Raw genomic sequence first — 16,682 nt, 5'->3', positions numbered from 1 at the left:
GGTCCCTGCCGTGCCGTTGGTTTGTGCGGTCGGGGCGCCGAGTACGCCTACCGAGGTCGCGCCGGGGGTGACCGGTGCGGTTACCGGTGCCACGATTTGGGTGCCGGAGAGCACACCGTCGGAGCCGGTGGTGGTGCCGGTGGTGGTGTCGGGGTTTTGGGCCGGGGCGGTTGCCGGCTGTCCGGCGGTCCCGTCCGTGCCGTTGGTTTGTGCGGTCGGGGCGCCGAGTACGCCTACCGAGGTCGCGCCGGGGGTGACCGGTGCGGTTACCGGTGCCACGATTTGGGTGCCGGAGAGCACACCGTCGGAGCCGGTGGTGGTGGTGTCTGCCGCGCTGGCGGCGGCGCTTCCAAGGGCTAGCAGCCCTCCAGCGAAGAGGGTGCCGAGCAGCCCCCGTCGAATGATTTGATGCATGATGATTCTCCTGAGAAGTTGTTGGCGGGCGCAGGTGCGGCCCGAGTGGCCTTAGTCCGCGCCGGGGCGCGGAAGACACTCAACTAGTCAGGGGACGACCCGGGGTCGAACGACACCGGTGAAGGCGCCTGCAGCAAGGCGGCCTGGACGGGGAACCCAGCCAGGGCTGGTACCTCGAAATGATGGTCAGACAACCACGCGACAGGGGATGGGCCAGCACCCGAGGTGCTGTTTCCGGCCGAACCGGATCCGGGCGCCGCAAGCAGACGCTCGGGAAGTGCGTGCAGGGGGTACTCCGCCGGATACGCGGGTACCGCAGCGGCAGCATCGGTGATCCGTGATTCCACCAATAGGCAGGGCGCGGGCGTGACAGCAGCACCAGAAGCCGGCGGCGACAGGATCGCGGCCCGTGCCCAACCCGGTGTGGCGGTGGTCGGCAGGCTCGTGGTCGACGCCCCGGAGTCTTTCCGGCTGACGGACGGTTCTGCCTGGCTCGAAACCTCACGGCCAGCCCCGCCGTCAGCAATGATTTGCGGCAGCCGGGTGCCCGTGCCAGGAGCCGGTGAGGCAGGGGGGACGATCCCCGCATCGATGACCGGATCCAGTCCCGAGTCCAAGACCGCAATTGCGGCGCTAATCGGAGGGAGTGCCGTTTCGGAAGCCGTGTCAATTGCTGCGTCAGCCAGCTGTAGGACCGGGTCCGTCAATGTCGTTGCGGATTCCGCAGGTATGAACGCTGGCACGATAGGAACACTTTGCAGGATGTCATCTGCGGCCGTCGTGACCACGTGGACTGTAGGCAGGAGCGTTTGGCGGGCGGCTGACGGCGCAGGGTCTAAGGATGTTACGCGGCTGACTTCCGGCGCCCTCTCCGTTGAAGGGAGGAGTTGATGTCCATCTGGGTCAGCAGAGGCGGGGGTGAGGGCTTCGACTGATGAGCCGATGCTCGTAAGGAGTGAGTTTGGGTCAGCCGACGCGTCCGCGGTGGCCGCAGAGGCCGACAGCGCGATCCATGACGTCGCCGCCGCGGCGGCAAGAACGACGGGGCGAAGCAGACGCCATACCGGACGTGTGTCTTCCACTCGGAACGCCTCCCCCCAGGATCAGCGAAATAGCCTTTGGTGCCACCCTAGGCACAATCCGGAAGGCAAGTCCAGAGGTTTTGGGCATAAAATCCGCCGAATGGATAAACGTCTGATCTCTCACGATGCCAGAGGAACGCCTCGGCCGGCCGGAAGAGAAAGACCGCCGGGCCCAGGCTGGGGCAGCGGACTGCGGCGATCGGGAGCCAGTTGAAGCGGCGGTGAATGCACCGGACCAGCCCGCCGCGGGTCGCGGGCCCGGGGGCCGCCGTCGCCATATCCCTGGGGCCGGACGTCGTCGTTGGCCAGTATGCGGGCCGGAGGTTCGACGTCGGGCCGCCAAACGGGGTCAGTACGAAGGCGGCCGGCGACCGCGGGGAGGGCTGGCAGAATGCCGGGGGCTGGACCACTTCACCCACGCGCTGTTCATCGACCTCGACGACACCCGCGGCAACACGATCGCCGTACTTCGATCCGCGACTCCCGGCCGAATGGGACGGACTGGCCCCGTGACCGTCCCCGAGTCAACGGTCTTCCCCAGCGGGCTTCCGGCGGCGTCGATCCCGGTCGTTCGCGCCCGCATCTGAGACGCATGAAGCCGGGCAGGAGCGGGCCGGCTGCGCACGCCGCCACGGCCCTGCCCGGTGGCGGGGTGTTCGGTTCTCGCTCCGGGGCGGGTTAGTCTGGGCAGGCTTGTCGACGAATGATGGGCATTCGTGTTTGGCCGACGGACGTGCCTGCTGCGTCCTCTGAAGGAGGCGCGTGTGGCATCCTTGACGGAAATTTTGGCGCTGGAGGGACTGCTGACTCCCGAGCACGTGGCTCGGCTCGGAAGGTACCGCTCCAACGACGCGGCGGCCATCCGCACCCTGCTCAGCGACGGCGACGTGACGAGTGCGCAGGTTGCCAGGGCGCGTGCCGTGCAGGCCAACCTGCCTTTTGTCGAGTTGCTCGTCGTCCCGATCGACCGGGCCGCGGTGTCACGGGTGTCGCCGTCGTTGTGCCGAAGGCATGAGGTGTTGCCGCTTTCCATTGCCGATGGCCGTGTGACCCTGGCGATGTGGGACCCGGGAAATGTCATTGCGATCGACGACGTGCGCGCCGCCACCCAGCTGCCGGTGGACGTTGTTGTCGCCGACCGCCCCGACCTGCTGTCCGCCCTCGACCGGTCACTGCGCGCGGACGATGAGCTGAACCATCTCACCAACACCCTTGAAGAAGAAAGTGCCGGGGCAGAGGACGACGGCCGGACTATCGGCTCCTTCGAGGACGACGTGCCGATCGTCCGGTTCGTCAACCTGCTGGTGAGCCAGGCGATCCAGGACCTCGCCTCCGATATCCACATCGAGCCGACCGCCAGCGAGGTGCGCGTCCGGTACCGGATCGACGGCGTGCTGCACGAGATGCAGAGCGCACCCAAGAGCATCCAGAACGGCGTGATCTCCCGGCTGAAAATCATGAGCGACATCGACATCGCGGAGCGGCGCAAACCGCAGGACGGCCGGATGTCCGTCAGGCATGGCAGCCGCATCGTGGACCTGCGCGTCGCGACGCTGCCCACGGTCTGGGGCGAGAAGATCGTCATGCGAATCCTGGACAACAGTGCCTCGACCGTCTCGCTGCGTGACCTGAACCTGCTGGAGCGCAACTACGAGGCGTACAAAACGTCCTACACGAAGCCGTACGGCATGATCCTGGTAACCGGGCCGACGGGTTCGGGGAAGTCCACCACCCTCTACACGACGCTCAAGACGGTGGCGCGGCCGGAGATCAACGTGATTACGGTGGAAGACCCGGTGGAGTACCGGATGGACGGCATCAACCAGGTCCAGGTCAATCCGAAGGCGGGGCTGACGTTTGCCAGCGCCTTGCGGTCCATCCTGCGCAGCGACCCGGATGTGGTGCTCATTGGCGAGATCCGCGATCACGAGACCGCGCAGATCGCCGTGGAGGCGTCGTTGACCGGGCACCTTGTCCTCTCCACGCTCCACACCAACGACGCGCCGAGTGCCATCACCCGACTGACCGAGATGGGAATCGAACCGTTCCTGGTGGGGACGGCCGTGGACTGCGTGGTCGCCCAGCGCCTGGCGCGCAGGCTTTGCGACCGGTGTAAGCAGCCGGTGGACCATGATCCCGAGAAGCTCGCCGCGCTGCGCTTCGGTTTCGATCCCGACAGGCCGCCGCCGGTGCTGTACCGGCCGGTCGGCTGCACGGGCTGCTCACAAACGGGCTACCGTGGGCGCATGGCCGTGCACGAGGTCATGACGGTCACGGAGGAGATCGAGCGCCTGGCCGTCGCCCGGTCCTCAAGCGCCGAAATCGCCCGTACGGCGCGTGAGCAGGGGATGCTGACCTTGCGCGAAGATGGTTGGGAGAAGGTCCGGATGGGCCTGACATCAATCGAAGAGATATTGAGGGTAGTGGCCTAGTGGTTCGTCGAATGCCGGAAGGGCAGTGAATGGTGGAGCGACCCGTCTATGAGGTTCCGATGGTGCAGCCCGGCGATTCCGCGGCGGGCTGGGCGCCTGAGCGCCTCGTGCCCGGAGGCCGCCGCGCGGCCCGGCTTGAGCCGGAGCCCGCAGTAATGCCGGACTTCACGGCGGATCTTGAGGGTGAGCCGGGGCCTGTTGCCGGGCGGCTATGGGACGTCACGGATCCGGCGTCCGCGGACCCTATCGACGTCGGCCGTCCGGACGCCGTCGACGCACTGGTTGACGACGCCAATGCACTGCCTGGCCGGACGCGCATTCCGGCGGCCGCGGGCCAAGACCTGGCTGGTGAGTCCGCGGGTGGCACCATCGACCCCGACCTGCTGGCGGCCCTGCACGCGGTGCTGAACCAGGGGGCGTCGGACCTTCATCTGACCGCCAACGCCCCGCCGATGATCCGCGTCGACGGCGGGCTCCGGCCGGCTGGCCGCACGGAGCCGTGGCAGCGGGACAAGGTGCTCTCCGCCCTTGGCAGCCTCCTGACCGACGAGCAGCGGACCATCTTCGATACGGAGCTGGAGCTGGATTTCGCCTACACGCTCCCGGACACCGCACGGTTCCGGGTGAACTACTATCAGCAGCGCGGTTCGCTCGGCGCAGCGTTCCGCTTGATCCCCTGGGAGATCAAGCAGTTCGGGGAACTCGGGATCCCAGAGCGGATCGGAGAGTTCGCCAAGCTGCCGCGCGGCCTGGTGCTCGTGACCGGGCCCACCGGCTCCGGCAAATCGACGACGTTGGCGGCGATGATCGATCTCGTCAACCGTACGCGGGCGGACCACATCGTGACGGTGGAGGACCCGATCGAGTTCCTGCATTCGCACCAAATGTCGCTCGTCAACCAGCGCGAGGTGGGCAACGACACGCACAGCTTCGCGGCAGCGCTCAAGCACGTACTGAGGCAGGATCCGGACGTTATCCTGATCGGGGAACTGCGTGACCTGGAGACGATGTCGGTAGCCTTGACCGCGGCAGAGACCGGCCACCTGGTCTTCGCCACCCTCCACACCCAGGACGCCGCCCAGACCATCGACCGCGTGATCGATGTCTTCCCCCCGCATCAGCAGGGGCAGGTACGCTCGCAGCTCGCCGGAGTGCTGCAGGGTGTGGTCTGCCAGACGCTCGTGAAGCGTGCCAGCGGCGTTGGCCGCGTGGTGGCCACAGAGGTGCTGGTGGCCACCCCCGCCATCGCCAACCTGATCCGGGAGGGCAAGACCTACCAGGTGCACTCCATGATGCAGGCAGGGCGCGGCCTGGGAATGCACACAATGGACCAGCATTTGGCCGAGCTGGTTGGCTCCGGCCGGATTACCCGCGCCGCGGCCAACGAGAAAGTGCATGATCCGGAGACCTTCGATCGGCTCCTTGAGCGTGGCGACTCCTCCGGCGCCATGGCCGAGCGGGCAGCCGGAATCGATTTCGGCGACTCGTTCTCGTCCGAGGCCGGCTAGGTGGGCGCCGCGCAGGCCTTTGCCTACACCGGCAGGGACAGCAACGGCAAACTCGTCAAGGGACGCCTGGAGGCCTCCAGCGAGGCCGCCGTCGCCGCACGCCTGAAAACCATGGGCCTTTTCCCTGTCACCATCGCGGAAGCGCCAGTGGGAACCGGACTGAACCGCGAGATCTCGATCTCGGGAGTCCAAAAAAGCGTCAAGGTCAAGGACCTGGCCATCATGAGCCGGCAACTGGCCACCATGGTCGGCGCCGGGCTGTCGCTGTTGCGCGCACTCAACATCGTCGCTGAGCAAACCGAGAGCAAACCGCTCGCTAAGATCCTCACCGACGTGCGCGACGACGTCGAGACGGGGATTTCGCTGTCGGACTCCATGCAGAAGCACCCCGCCGACTTTCCCCCCATCATGATCAACATGGTGCGCGCGGGGGAGATCGGCGGATTCCTGGACGGCGCGCTGGAGTCCATTGCGGACAGCTTCGAGGCGGACGTCAAACTCCGGGGCACCATCAAGTCGGCGTTGAGCTACCCCATGATCGTCCTGATCATGACGGTGTTCTCGGTGGCGGCCATGTTGATCTTCATCGTGCCGGTGTTCAAGACGATGTTTTCCAACCTTGGCGGTACCCTGCCGCTGCCCACCCAGATGCTCGTGGTGCTCTCGGAACAGATGGTCTGGCTGGCGCCCGTCGTCGTCGTCGCCGGCCTGGGCTTTTCGCTGTGGTGGAGGAAGAACAAGAACTCGCTGGAAGTGCGCAGGGTGGTGGATCCGCTCAAGCTCAAGCTTCCGGTGTTCGGGCCGCTGATGACCAAGCTCGCCGTCGCCCGGTTCAGCCGGAACTTCTCCGCCATGATCGGTTCCGGCGTGCCGATCCTGCAAGCACTGCGGATCGTGGGGGAGTCGAGCGGCAACTGGGTCATGGAGTCGGCGCTGAACGAGGTGGCGGAATCTGTGCGTCAGGGCGAGTCCATTGCCGGTCCGCTGGCCAAGTCTCCTGCCTTTCCCGCCATGGTGACGCAAATGATCGCTGTCGGCGAAGACGCAGGCGCCCTGGAGCAGATGTTGGGCAAGATTGCCGATTTCTACGACGCCGAGGTCCAGGCGACAACGGAACAGCTCACGGCACTGATTGAGCCCCTCATGGTCGCGTTCCTCGGAATCGTGGTGGGCGGCATGATTGTGGCGCTGTACCTGCCAATCTTCAACATCTTCACGCTGATAAAGTGACCGAGGCCGCCTTGGGACCAGCAGGATTAGCGCACTATTAGCGCAAAAAGACAGCGCTCCCGCCGTATTTCCGGGGACCTCGGTAATTGTTCCCAAAGATTTCCAACTGATGACGCTGACGCGTAAATTCCTCCGATACAGTTCATTTCGGCTCGCAATTGTGCGCCCTTCTTTTTAGTAATTAGGGGAATTTCATGGTCTCACGTGCTTTCCAGGCGCTCGCCGCCCGACGCAGCGCCCTCGCCGAGAAGGAAAAGGGATTTACCCTGATCGAACTCCTCGTCGTGGTCATCATCATCGGCATTCTTGCCGCCATCGCCATCCCGGTTTATTTGAACATCCAGGGCGGCGCCAAGGACAGCGCGGTCCAGTCGGACCTGACGAACGCCAAGACGGCGGTTGTCACCGCGCAGACGCAGACCACCGGCGGCGCGCTGCCCACCTCTCTTACGGCTCAGCCGGCTGCCGATAACTACAACAGCACCGGGCCACTCTCATACGCCACAAACGGCACAGACAAGTTCTGCATCGCGGGCGTTAGTAAGAGCGGCACGTCGTTCGCTATCGATGCGACCCGATCCGTTGTGAAGGGCACCTGCGACGCCGCCAACTACGTGGTCAACCCTTCCTAGTAGGAACCGCCTAAGCAGCGACCGCTGCATCGAACACTGGTGGGATGCCCGTGGGGCCGCATCCCGCCAGTGTTCGTTTCGCATTACTGCTCCCTGGAGCAAGTCCTAAACAACCACAAGAGTGCTGCCTGGTAACCCCGCTGAAAGAGGTGCACCGTGAGGTCTTTCCCCGCGCGCCTGCGCTTAGTCCTGGGGCCGGACACTCCGCCGGAGGACGGTTTCTCCCTCGTTGAGGTCCTCATCGCCATGCTGGTGTTCGCCGTCCTCTCAGTGGGTATCGCCTACTCGTTGCTCTCCGTGCTCGCCATGACCAAGGAGGGCCGCGCCCGGGAGATGGCCACGAACCTTGCCGGCCAGGAGATCGACCTGGACCGCTCGGCGAAGGACGTCTTCACGCTCGGCGATTCCACCCGGACGATCGCCAATGCCGTCGGCAGCTTCGTCGTGCAGCGCACGACCCAGTGGGTCACCGGCGCCGGTGAAGGCAACGGCTGCGGCTCCGGAACCGGTGTGCTCCAATACAAACGCATCAACGTTTCCGTCACCTGGGACGGCATGCGCGCCGGGGCGGCGCCTGTCCGCACGGACACGCAGCTGGCGCCCAAAAACGTGATCAACGACCCCGCCCTCGGCACGATCATCGTCGCCACCTTGGCCGCGGGCGGCGCCGGGAGCGCAGGGGTCTCGGTCTCCGCAGCGCCCACCCCGGGAGTGGCCGGCAACACCGCCGTCGCGGTCACGGGGGCGGCCACGAATGCCCAGGGCTGCAGCTACCTGCTGAAGGTGGTGCCCGGCACCTACGATGTCACAGTCTCCCGCGCCGGCTACATCGACAACGGCCAGGTTCCCACCAGCACCAAGGCCACCAGGATCGCCGTCACCGCCGGGACGTCCGCGTCCGCGGGGTTCGTCTTCGACCTCGCCGGCTCGTTCTCCGTCAACTATGCGTCCAACGCCGCCGCCGGAACGGCGCAGTTCCCGAGCAACCTGGACACAACCTTCCTCAGCACGGCCGGTGTCTACGTCTCCCCTGGTGCCGCCGCCGCTGCCAGCCGCACGCTGCAGCTCTTTCCGTTCCCGGGCGGCTACGCCGTCATGGCCGGTAAATATGTGGCCCCCAGCCAGAGCTCACCAGGATGCATTTCAGTTGATCCGGAGGCCTGGCCCGCGGATCCCACCCTCAAGGCGGCCGTCCGGACGCCATCGACCACGACGACGGCGGCCGCCTTGCCGATGGGGCTGCTCACCATCTCCGGCGCCGCCGGCAAGTTCGTCACAGCGGTATCGGCCGCCGGGGCGGGCACCGGCGATCCGGGCTGTTCCGTGCCGATGACGTACACCTTCGACGCCCTCGCAGCCGCCGGGAAGATTGCATTGCCCTACGGCTCATGGACCCTGTACACCGGGTCATCCAAGGGTGCGCAGACCACGGCCCTCGCTGCAGGCTCCATCGCCGTGGCGGCCCCCAGCACCGTTTCGTCCAGTGGCGTGGCGACGCTCGACCCGCGCACGGTGGTGGCGCCATGACCGCGCTGACCGCAGCATGCCGGGCGCGGTGGCGGCGCCTTTCAGCAGGCCCGGAGCGCGGCATGAGCCTCACCGAACTGCTGGTGGCCAGCATCGTGCTCATGATCGTCCTCACGGTCGCCGCCAACCTTTTCATCAACTCCACGAAAGCGATGGCCCTCGCCTCGGCCGTCAACGCCAATACCGCCAACGCCGCCAACGGCATGGATGAGGCCGCACGCGTTATTCGGTCCGGCACGTCCAACCCCGTGCAGGCACAGCTCCTGGACAATCCCGCGTTCGTCGAGGCCAAGCCGGAATCAGTCATTTTGTACTCTTTCGTGGGCGGCGACCGCACTGATCCGCATCCGGTGATGATCCGGCTCTCCCTGAATGCGCAGCGCCAACTGGTCGAAGACCGCTGGGCGGCCACGGTCCTGGCCGGCGGCTATTCGGGGTTTCCGTCGCCCTACGTCGGGGCGCCCGGATACGTCGCCCCGCAGGCGACCCGCATCCTGACCACCACGGTTTCGCCGCGCACGGGGGCGGCGCCATACCTCTTCACCTATTACAGCGACGTGCCGGGAACGGTTCCCCTGGCCCCGGCCGGAACTGATGTCCCTGCGGCGAGCCTCGCCGCGATCGTCACCGTGAAGGTCAGCCTGACCGTGCAAAAAAGCCTGACCGACAGGACGTCTCCCGTCACGCTCGAAAACCTCGTCGGCATCCCGAACCTCAACGCGTCGGCGACGATTTCATGATCGGAAGCAGAGTGGCCAGGCGGCTGTCCGCGGAAACACCCGGCCCGCGGCGCGAAGAGGGCGTGGCCCTGATCGTGGTGATCGGCATCGCCGCGGTCCTGACCGTGCTCGTTACCACTGCCCTCAGCGTCTCGCTCGGCAGCCTGGTCAGGGCCAGGACGGACCAGGACTGGAACGCGGCCATAGCCGCCGCCTACGCCGGGGTCGACGAGTATAAGAGCAAGCTCGCCAATGACAACACGTACATGCAATACGGCAATCCGGACTCCCCGTTCAGTGCCACGAGCAAGGCGGCCGGTGCGTTGGCCCTGCCGACGGGCTCCGCAACCAACCCGGCGTTCGGCATCGGCCCCACCGGCTCCTGGGCCACGGTTCCCGGCAGCGGCGGGACCGCCTCCTACCGCTACGAGGTGGACAATTCCAACTACTGGGCCACCGGAGTGCTCCGGCTCCAGTCAACCGGACGCGTCGGAAACCAGGTGCGGAGCACCGTGGTCAATCTCAAGCAGGCCGGGTTCATCGACTTTCTCTACTTCACCAACTATGAGGTCCAGGACCCCGACCTGACCGGCATGAACGGCACGAACGGACAGCCCAATTGTGCCCAGTACAAGTGGCAGGGCCGCTCCAGCTCGTGCGCCCAGATCCAGTTCGGATCCGGTGACGTGATCAACGGCCCGCTGCATTCCAATGACACCCTCTACATCTGCGGCGCCACCTTCAACGGCCCCGTGACGACTTCCAACACCGCGAACCCGCCGCGGTACGACAAGCCGTCGTCGGGTTGTTCGCCCACCTTTTCGGTTCCCGGCAGCCCGGCCTACGCTGCCGCCGTCGCCATGCCGCCGTCGAACGCCAAAATGAAAGACGAGACACGCACCGATATCCCGGCCCTCGTGCCGCGCCCGGGTTGCCTTTACACCGGGCCTACGAGCATTGTCTTCAACGCGGACGGAACCATGACGGTGCGATCGCCCTGGACGAAGGCCACCCGCGTCGTCGGAAGTCCCGCGACGGCAGTCGGCACGCCGCCGTCCGGGTCGTCCTCCTGCGGTATGCCGGGTGACCCGACGAAGAACGCCGCCGGCAACTCCGGGACGCTGGCGGGCGCGACGGGCCAGACGTTTCCCGTGCCGGCCAAGAACCTGGTCTATGTGCAGAATGTGCCCTCCAGCGGTGCCGGCGACCCCAACTTTTGGGCGTCGTCGAGCACTCCGCCGGGCCTGAGCTGCACTGGCCTCACGGGCAGCAGCGGCGCCGGCAACGGAATCGGGTACCCCACCACCAACGAGTACGCTCCCACCGCGACGTCCGGAACCCAGGCCTACGGCTGCCGTAACGGCGATGCCTTCGTCGAGGGCCAACTGCACAGCGCCGTCACGATCAGCGCCGCCAACTACCTGTACGTAACCCGAAACATCACCTATGTGGACCCGAAGGCGGACATCCTGGGGCTGGTGGCTGAGAACGCGATCTGGGTGTGGAACCCCATGCAGCGCACGTGCACGAGCAACTGCTCGGGCAGCAACCCGACCTACAAGTTCACCCCGCTCCTGAACGACAGCGCGAAGGACAACGGAAGGACGATCAATGCTGCCATCCTGTCGGTCAACCACACCTTCCAGGTGCAGAACTACGACAAGGGCAACCTGCGCGGCACCCTCACGGTCAGCGGGGCGATCGCGCAGAATTTCCGCGGCCCCGTCGGCACCAGCGGGTCCACCGGCTATGCGAAGGGCTATCTTTATGACCAGCGGTTCCGGAACATTGCACCGCCGAAGTTCATGGTTCCGGTTTCCACCACGTACGGCGTGAGCGTCCAGGTTGAGGTCGGCAAAGCCTTCAACGCAGACGGGAGCGCCGGATGAGCTTGACCAGCCCCGGCCTTTGGCTTACCTTCCTCGCCGCGTACGCAGGCATCTTCGGGCTGCTCATCGGCTCCTTCCTGAACGTTGTCGTCTACCGTGTACCGAACGGTCTCTCCATCGTGTCCCCGCCGAGCGCCTGCCCCGGCTGCGGCCATGTCATTAAGGCCTACGACAATATCCCTGTCCTGTCCTGGCTGATCCTGCGCGGAAGATGCCGCAGCTGCGCGAAGCCGATCTCCAAGCGGTACCCGCTCGTGGAGGCCGGGACCGGAATCGCCTTCGCCGGGGTCGCCCTGTGGGCGTGGACAGGCGGCGTGACGGCGGGCCGTCCCACCGAGGGCGCTCCGGGCATCCTCGTGCTCGTCGGGTTCCTGTACCTGGCGGCGGTCACCGTGGCGCTCGGACTGATAGACCTCGACACCCGTCGCCTGCCCGATGCCATCGTCCTGCCCAGCTACCTCGTGGGCGCCGCCCTCTTCACCTTGGCCGCAATCCTTTCCGGCGATTATTCCGCGCTGCTGCGCGCCGGCGCCGGCATGGCCGTGCTCTGGACCGCCTATCTGCTCATGGCGCTCGCTTACCCCGGAGGCATGGGATTCGGCGACGTCAAGCTGGCCGGACTGTTGGGACTCTTCCTGGGCTGGGTGGGCTGGGGCCCGCTGCTGGTTGGAGCCTTCGCCGCATTCCTGCTGGGCGGACTGTTCTCGGTGGGGCTGCTTGTAGCCCGGAAGGCGAACCGGAAGAGCGGCATTCCCTTCGGCCCCTGGATGCTTGCCGGAGCCTGGATCGGCATTATTGACGGCGGCTCATTGTGGAAAGGCTATCTTGCGCTGGTCGGACTCTAGAAACACAGGATCACCGGAGATGCGGGCATCCCCACTGACAGGGAAGGATCAGGGAACTTGGTACAACGCATAGGAGTGGACATCGGCAGTACCGCGGTGCGCGCCGTCGAAGTCCGTCATCCGGACAAGACCAGGCCCACCGTGCTCCGGTACTTCGAGGTTCCGCTGACGGACGGCGCGGTCAGCCGCGGCGTGGTGATTGACCCGGACGCCGTGGCTGCAGCCCTCAAACAGCTGTGGTCCAAGGGCGGTTTCAGGTCCAAGAGCGTGGTGCTTGGCATCGGAAACCACCATGTGCTGGTGCGTGACCTCACCGTCCCCGGAGCCACCCTGGCCGCGATCCGGGAATCGCTGCCGTTCCAGGTCCAGGACATGCTGCCCATGGCGGTTGCCGATGCCCAGCTGGATTTTTACCCGACATCGGACGTCCAGGGAGGTGACGGGGCCGCCGTCGCCGGGCTGCTGGTCGCCGCGGGGAAGGAAGCGGTGCTGGGCAATATTGAGGCCGCGGGCCGCGCCGGGCTCCGGACGGTCGACGTGGACCTCATCCCGTTCGCCGCCAGCCGCGTGTTGCTTCCGCGGGAGGACGGCGACGGGCTGGTGGCAGTCATCGATGTGGGCGCGAGTACCACCAGCGTGCTCATCGCGAAAGACGGCGTTCCGCAGTTCGTGCGTCTCATCCCGGCCGGTGGACGGGATCTCACGAGTGCGCTCGCGACCCGCCTGGGGATGATTCCCGCCGACGCGGAACTGCTCAAGCGACAGCTCGGACTTGGCTCGCGGAAGGGGGTGCCGGAAGAACATCACGAGGCCCTCGGAATCATTTACGAGACGACCAGTGAACTCTTGATCAGCCTCCGCAACACGGTCCAGTACTACCTGAACAGCCGGCCGGACGAGACCGTGCGGCAGCTGGTGCTGAGCGGCGGCGGAGCCGCATTGCCCGGTTTCGCGGAGAGCCTCGCGGAAGTGACCCGCCTGGAAGTGGTCACGGGGGACCCGTTCCAGCGTGTCGACCTGTCGCGACGGCTCCAGGCGGGGGAGCACGGACAGGGCCACTCGGCCCTGACCGTGGCACTCGGCCTCGCGATCGGCGACGGCGGCGCTCCAGCCGGCACCGGCAGCGTCGCCGTTGCCGCCGGAACCGCCGCCGGCGCGGGCCCGGTCCGGAAGCGGTGGAGTCTTGCCGCTGCCGCCAAAAAGCCGGTCCGCCTGCCATCGCTGCGCCCCAAGCGGCCCGCGCGCGGTGGCGGCATCGTCGTCGGCGGAAACCGCCAGATCGATCTGCTGCCGACGGAGACGCGCCAGCTCGTCGCCGCCAGGAAGTTGCGGGACCGCCTGGGACTGGCAGTCGTGGCCGTGCTGCTGCTCACGGTGCTCGGCTGGGGAGGCGCCGGCGTGGCCGCGCTCCTGGCGCAGGGCGAGCTGACCGCGGAACAGGCACAGACGGGCCTGCTCCTGGCCGAGCAACGGAAATATGGTGAAGTACGGCAGGTCCAGGATGAGGTGGCCTTGATCCAGGCCGCCCGTGGGATCGGCATGAACTCTGAAATCGATTGGAAGGCCTACCTTGATGACGTGCAGAAGACGCTGCCCGGGGGCATGACCATCGATACGGTGCAGATCGACTCGTCGTCGCCGCAGGCGGCATTCGTCCAGTCCACCGCACCCTTGCAAGGAAGCCGGGTAGCGACGCTGAGTTTTAGCGCAAAGAGCCCCACGCTCCCCGTGGTCCCGCCCTGGCTGGACCGGCTGCAGGCCCTGCGGGGCTTTGCCGATGCGCTGCCCGGTTCCGTCGTCAAAAACCCGGACGGCGGCTACATGATCAACATCACGATGCACATCAACGAGGCCGCATTCTCGAAGCGTTTCCCCGCGGGGGCAAAGTGATGGATAAGAACAGGATATTTTTGATCGGCGCGGTGCTCGCGATGGCCGTTATCGTGCTGTTCGGGTTTCTCGTTGGCGTCCAGCCCCAGCTCGCCGCCGCAGCCACGGCCCACGAGAACGCTGCGGCAGCGCGGGCTAAGAATGCCGCTAGCGCCAATGGCCTGGCTGTTTTGAAGCGGGATTACGCGACGCTGGATGTGCTGAAGCAGCAGCGTGACGCGCTGCGTCAGGCCATCCCGTCAGGCACGGACATGTCATCCTTCATCGCCGAGATCCATTCCCTGGAGGTGGCCAACGGTGTGAGCCTCACGGCATTCACCGTGACCGATGGCCAGGCCTATCTGCCGGCGAAGGCTGCGGCGCCGGCTGCGCCGGGGGCTGAGGCGCCGGCCGCTTCGCCGGCCGCGGCGTCCAGCGCCGGAGTGAATTCAAAGAACTTCACCTTGATGCCGATCCAGCTCACGGTAACCGGGCAATATGGCAAGGTCCTGGATTTCGTTCATGGCTTGCAGACCGGGACGAGGCTCATGCTGGTGACCACCTATTCGAGTTCCGCCGTGGCAGCGGGTTCTTCCCCGGACGTCAGCGCCTCGATCGGTGGCTTTGCCTATGTGCTGTCCGACCGGCAGACGGGCTCGGCGCCAACCGGGTGACAGCTGGAGCCCGGACCCGGGGGCGCCGCAGACTGGCGTGGCAGCGGGTGTGGCCGAACCGGGTGCAGATCAGGGCGGATGGCCGGCGTCGATCCGCCCTGATCTGCCCGCATCCGATCGAGGCGCGGGCTCGGCGTGGCCTAGTGTTTAGACTGGACGAAGTTCAGCACACTTATGGTTCACGGAGAGGCGACGATGGCCAAGCGCAGCAACCCTGCAATGAAGATTGCCCAGAAGACCGCACACAATGCCATGTTCGACGCCGACGGCAAGCCCAAGCCGGGCGTCCACAGCATGCTCCTGCGCGCCGTCGACGTCCAGCGGCCGCTCGTGCTCGCAAACCTCCGGCGGCTGCAGCGGAAACACCCGCAGGCGACGGCGGCGCAGCTTGCGGCGAAGCTGGAGCGCGACTACTTGGTGGCCGTCACCGGCGGCGGTGCCCTCGTCGGCGGATCGGCCGTGATTCCGGGTGTCGGGACCGTGGCTGCGCTGGGTCTTTCGGCGGCCGCGACCGTCGGCTTCCTCGAGGCCACGGCATTGTTCTCCACTTCCCTGGCAGAGCTTCACGGCGTGCGGATGGTGGATCCGGACCGCGCCAGCACCCTGGTCATGGCCATCATGCTGGGCGAGGAAGGAACGGAGCTGCTGAGCTCGCTGAGCGGCCAGGCCGCCGGCCGCAGCAAGGGGCCGTCCCAGGCCTGGGGCTCGGCGTTCGCGCGCCGCGTGCCGTCGGCCGGTTTCGGCTCGGTGCGTGAGCGGATCCAGGCGATGTTCCTGCGGAACTTGTTGAAGCGCCAGGGAACCGCGCTGCTGGGCCGGGCGCTGCCCTTCGGCATTGGCGCCGTCGTCGGCGGCGTCGGCAACCGGCTGATGGGGCGCGCCGTCATCGCAAACGCCAAGGAGGCCTTCGGCCCCCTGCCGGACACGATCCCGGGGGAGCTGCTGGCTAGCCCAGGAATGAGCTCCGAACGAAACACGGCCGGAACCCCGGCCGGGGACGTTGAGCTGGAAGGGAGAATTCATGGATCTGAACGCTGACCTCGGCGAGTCCTTCGGCACCTGGACGATGGGCGATGACGCCGCCATGTTCCCGCTCGTCACGAGTGCCAGTGTGGCCTGCGGACTGCACGCCGGGGACCCTGTGACCATGCTGGACACGTGCCGTGCGGCCTACGAACTCGACGTCAAGGTTGGCGCCCACCCCGGCTACCCGGACCTGGCCGGCTTCGGCCTCCGTTCCCTGGATATGACGTTCGATGATCTCTTCGGCGCCGTGCTCTACCAGCTCGGCGCACTCGACGGCGTGGCCCACGCGGTCGGCGCGTCGGTGGACTACGTCAAGTTGCACGGGGCGTTATACGACCGCACGGTGCGCGACGCCGAGCAGGCCTCCGCTGTGATCGCCGCCATCCAGGCCTACGATCCCGGTCTTCCCGTCCTGGGCCTACCGGGCTCCGCCCTGCTGGGCATCGCCCGGGAAGCCGGTCACCCGGTGTTCGCCGAGGCCTATGCAGACCGCGCCTACCTCCCGGACGGCACCCTCGTGCCGCGCTCGCAGGAAGGCGCGCTGCTGCACGACGAGGGGCAAATCGCCGAGCGCGCCGTGCGCCTGGCCACGACGGGCGAAGTCGAGGCCGTTGACGGCACCGTGCTGCGGCTCGAGCCGCAGTCTCTGTGCCTGCACGGCGACACCCCGGGCTCCGTCGCTACGGCCGCCGCGATCCGTGCCGCGCTCGAAGGCGCCGGGGTTGAGCTGGAGAGTTTCGCCTGAGTTTGTCGTGAGGAAGGCCGGCGGGATTCCACCGCCGGCCGGTGCCTGCCCGGTGCCTGCCCGGTGCCTGCCCAGTGCCGTAAGGCCCTA

13 protein-coding genes are annotated in these 16,682 nt (G+C 66.6%); 12 read left to right on the top strand and 1 reads right to left on the bottom strand.

All coding sequences use genetic code 11. From position 1 onward, the window contains the following. Positions 1-414: chaplin family protein (locus tag AC1DES_RS14070; RefSeq protein WP_476896321.1), on the bottom strand; the 414-nt coding region annotated here is incomplete at its 3' end. 1,846 nt (positions 415-2,260) lie between these two features. On the opposite strand from AC1DES_RS14070, the gene AC1DES_RS14065 reads away from it, so the two are divergent. The 12 genes from AC1DES_RS14065 to AC1DES_RS14010 all read left to right on the top strand — a co-directional run bounded on the left by AC1DES_RS14065 (position 2,261) and on the right by AC1DES_RS14010 (position 16,592). Beyond that, on the top strand, positions 2,261-3,928 hold the full coding sequence (locus tag AC1DES_RS14065; RefSeq protein ID WP_476896320.1) for a GspE/PulE family protein: 1,668 nt from the start codon (positions 2,261-2,263) through the stop codon (positions 3,926-3,928). Between the two features lie 29 nt (positions 3,929-3,957). Continuing rightward, entirely contained in the window at positions 3,958-5,436 is a 1,479-nt protein-coding gene (locus AC1DES_RS14060) for a type IV pilus twitching motility protein PilT (protein WP_476896319.1), read from the top strand. Then, the gene (locus tag AC1DES_RS14055) at positions 5,437-6,666 is read left to right on the top strand and encodes a type II secretion system F family protein (RefSeq protein ID WP_476896318.1); all 1,230 of its coding nucleotides are present in this window, start codon (positions 5,437-5,439) and stop codon (positions 6,664-6,666) included. It begins immediately after the preceding gene. Positions 6,667-6,860: 194 nt separating this feature from the next. Further along, entirely contained in the window at positions 6,861-7,298 is a 438-nt protein-coding gene (locus AC1DES_RS14050) for a type II secretion system protein (protein WP_476896317.1), read from the top strand. A 156-nt stretch (positions 7,299-7,454) separates the two neighbouring features. Next, the gene (locus tag AC1DES_RS14045) at positions 7,455-8,825 is read left to right on the top strand and encodes a type IV pilus modification PilV family protein (RefSeq protein WP_476896316.1); all 1,371 of its coding nucleotides are present in this window, start codon (positions 7,455-7,457) and stop codon (positions 8,823-8,825) included. Between the two features lie 62 nt (positions 8,826-8,887). Further along, complete coding sequence (locus AC1DES_RS14040) at positions 8,888-9,565, top strand: hypothetical protein (RefSeq protein WP_476896315.1); 678 nt, start codon at positions 8,888-8,890, stop codon at positions 9,563-9,565. Beyond that, on the top strand, positions 9,562-11,433 hold the full coding sequence (locus tag AC1DES_RS14035; protein ID WP_476896314.1) for a hypothetical protein: 1,872 nt from the start codon (positions 9,562-9,564) through the stop codon (positions 11,431-11,433). Before AC1DES_RS14040 ends, AC1DES_RS14035 begins: the two co-directional genes overlap by 4 nt. After that, positions 11,430-12,278, top strand: coding sequence for a prepilin peptidase (locus AC1DES_RS14030; protein ID WP_476896313.1), 849 nt, complete (start codon positions 11,430-11,432; stop codon positions 12,276-12,278). The genes AC1DES_RS14035 and AC1DES_RS14030 overlap by 4 nt, the downstream gene beginning before the upstream one ends. Before the next feature lie 57 nt (positions 12,279-12,335). Then, on the top strand, positions 12,336-14,168 hold the full coding sequence (gene pilM, locus AC1DES_RS14025) for a type IV pilus assembly protein PilM (protein ID WP_476896312.1): 1,833 nt from the start codon (positions 12,336-12,338) through the stop codon (positions 14,166-14,168). Next, positions 14,165-14,821, top strand: coding sequence for a hypothetical protein (locus tag AC1DES_RS14020; protein WP_476896311.1), 657 nt, complete (start codon positions 14,165-14,167; stop codon positions 14,819-14,821). The genes pilM and AC1DES_RS14020 overlap by 4 nt, the downstream gene beginning before the upstream one ends. Before the next feature lie 195 nt (positions 14,822-15,016). Then, complete coding sequence (locus tag AC1DES_RS14015) at positions 15,017-15,859, top strand: hypothetical protein (protein WP_476896310.1); 843 nt, start codon at positions 15,017-15,019, stop codon at positions 15,857-15,859. Then, on the top strand, positions 15,843-16,592 hold the full coding sequence (locus AC1DES_RS14010; RefSeq protein ID WP_476896309.1) for a LamB/YcsF family protein: 750 nt from the start codon (positions 15,843-15,845) through the stop codon (positions 16,590-16,592). Before AC1DES_RS14015 ends, AC1DES_RS14010 begins: the two co-directional genes overlap by 17 nt. The last annotated feature ends 90 nt before the right edge of the window (positions 16,593-16,682 follow it).

This window comes from Arthrobacter sp. 05T442, assembly GCF_056395945.1.
Note: the sequence above shows the minus strand (reverse complement) of the source record. Positions and strands in the feature narration are given on the sequence as shown.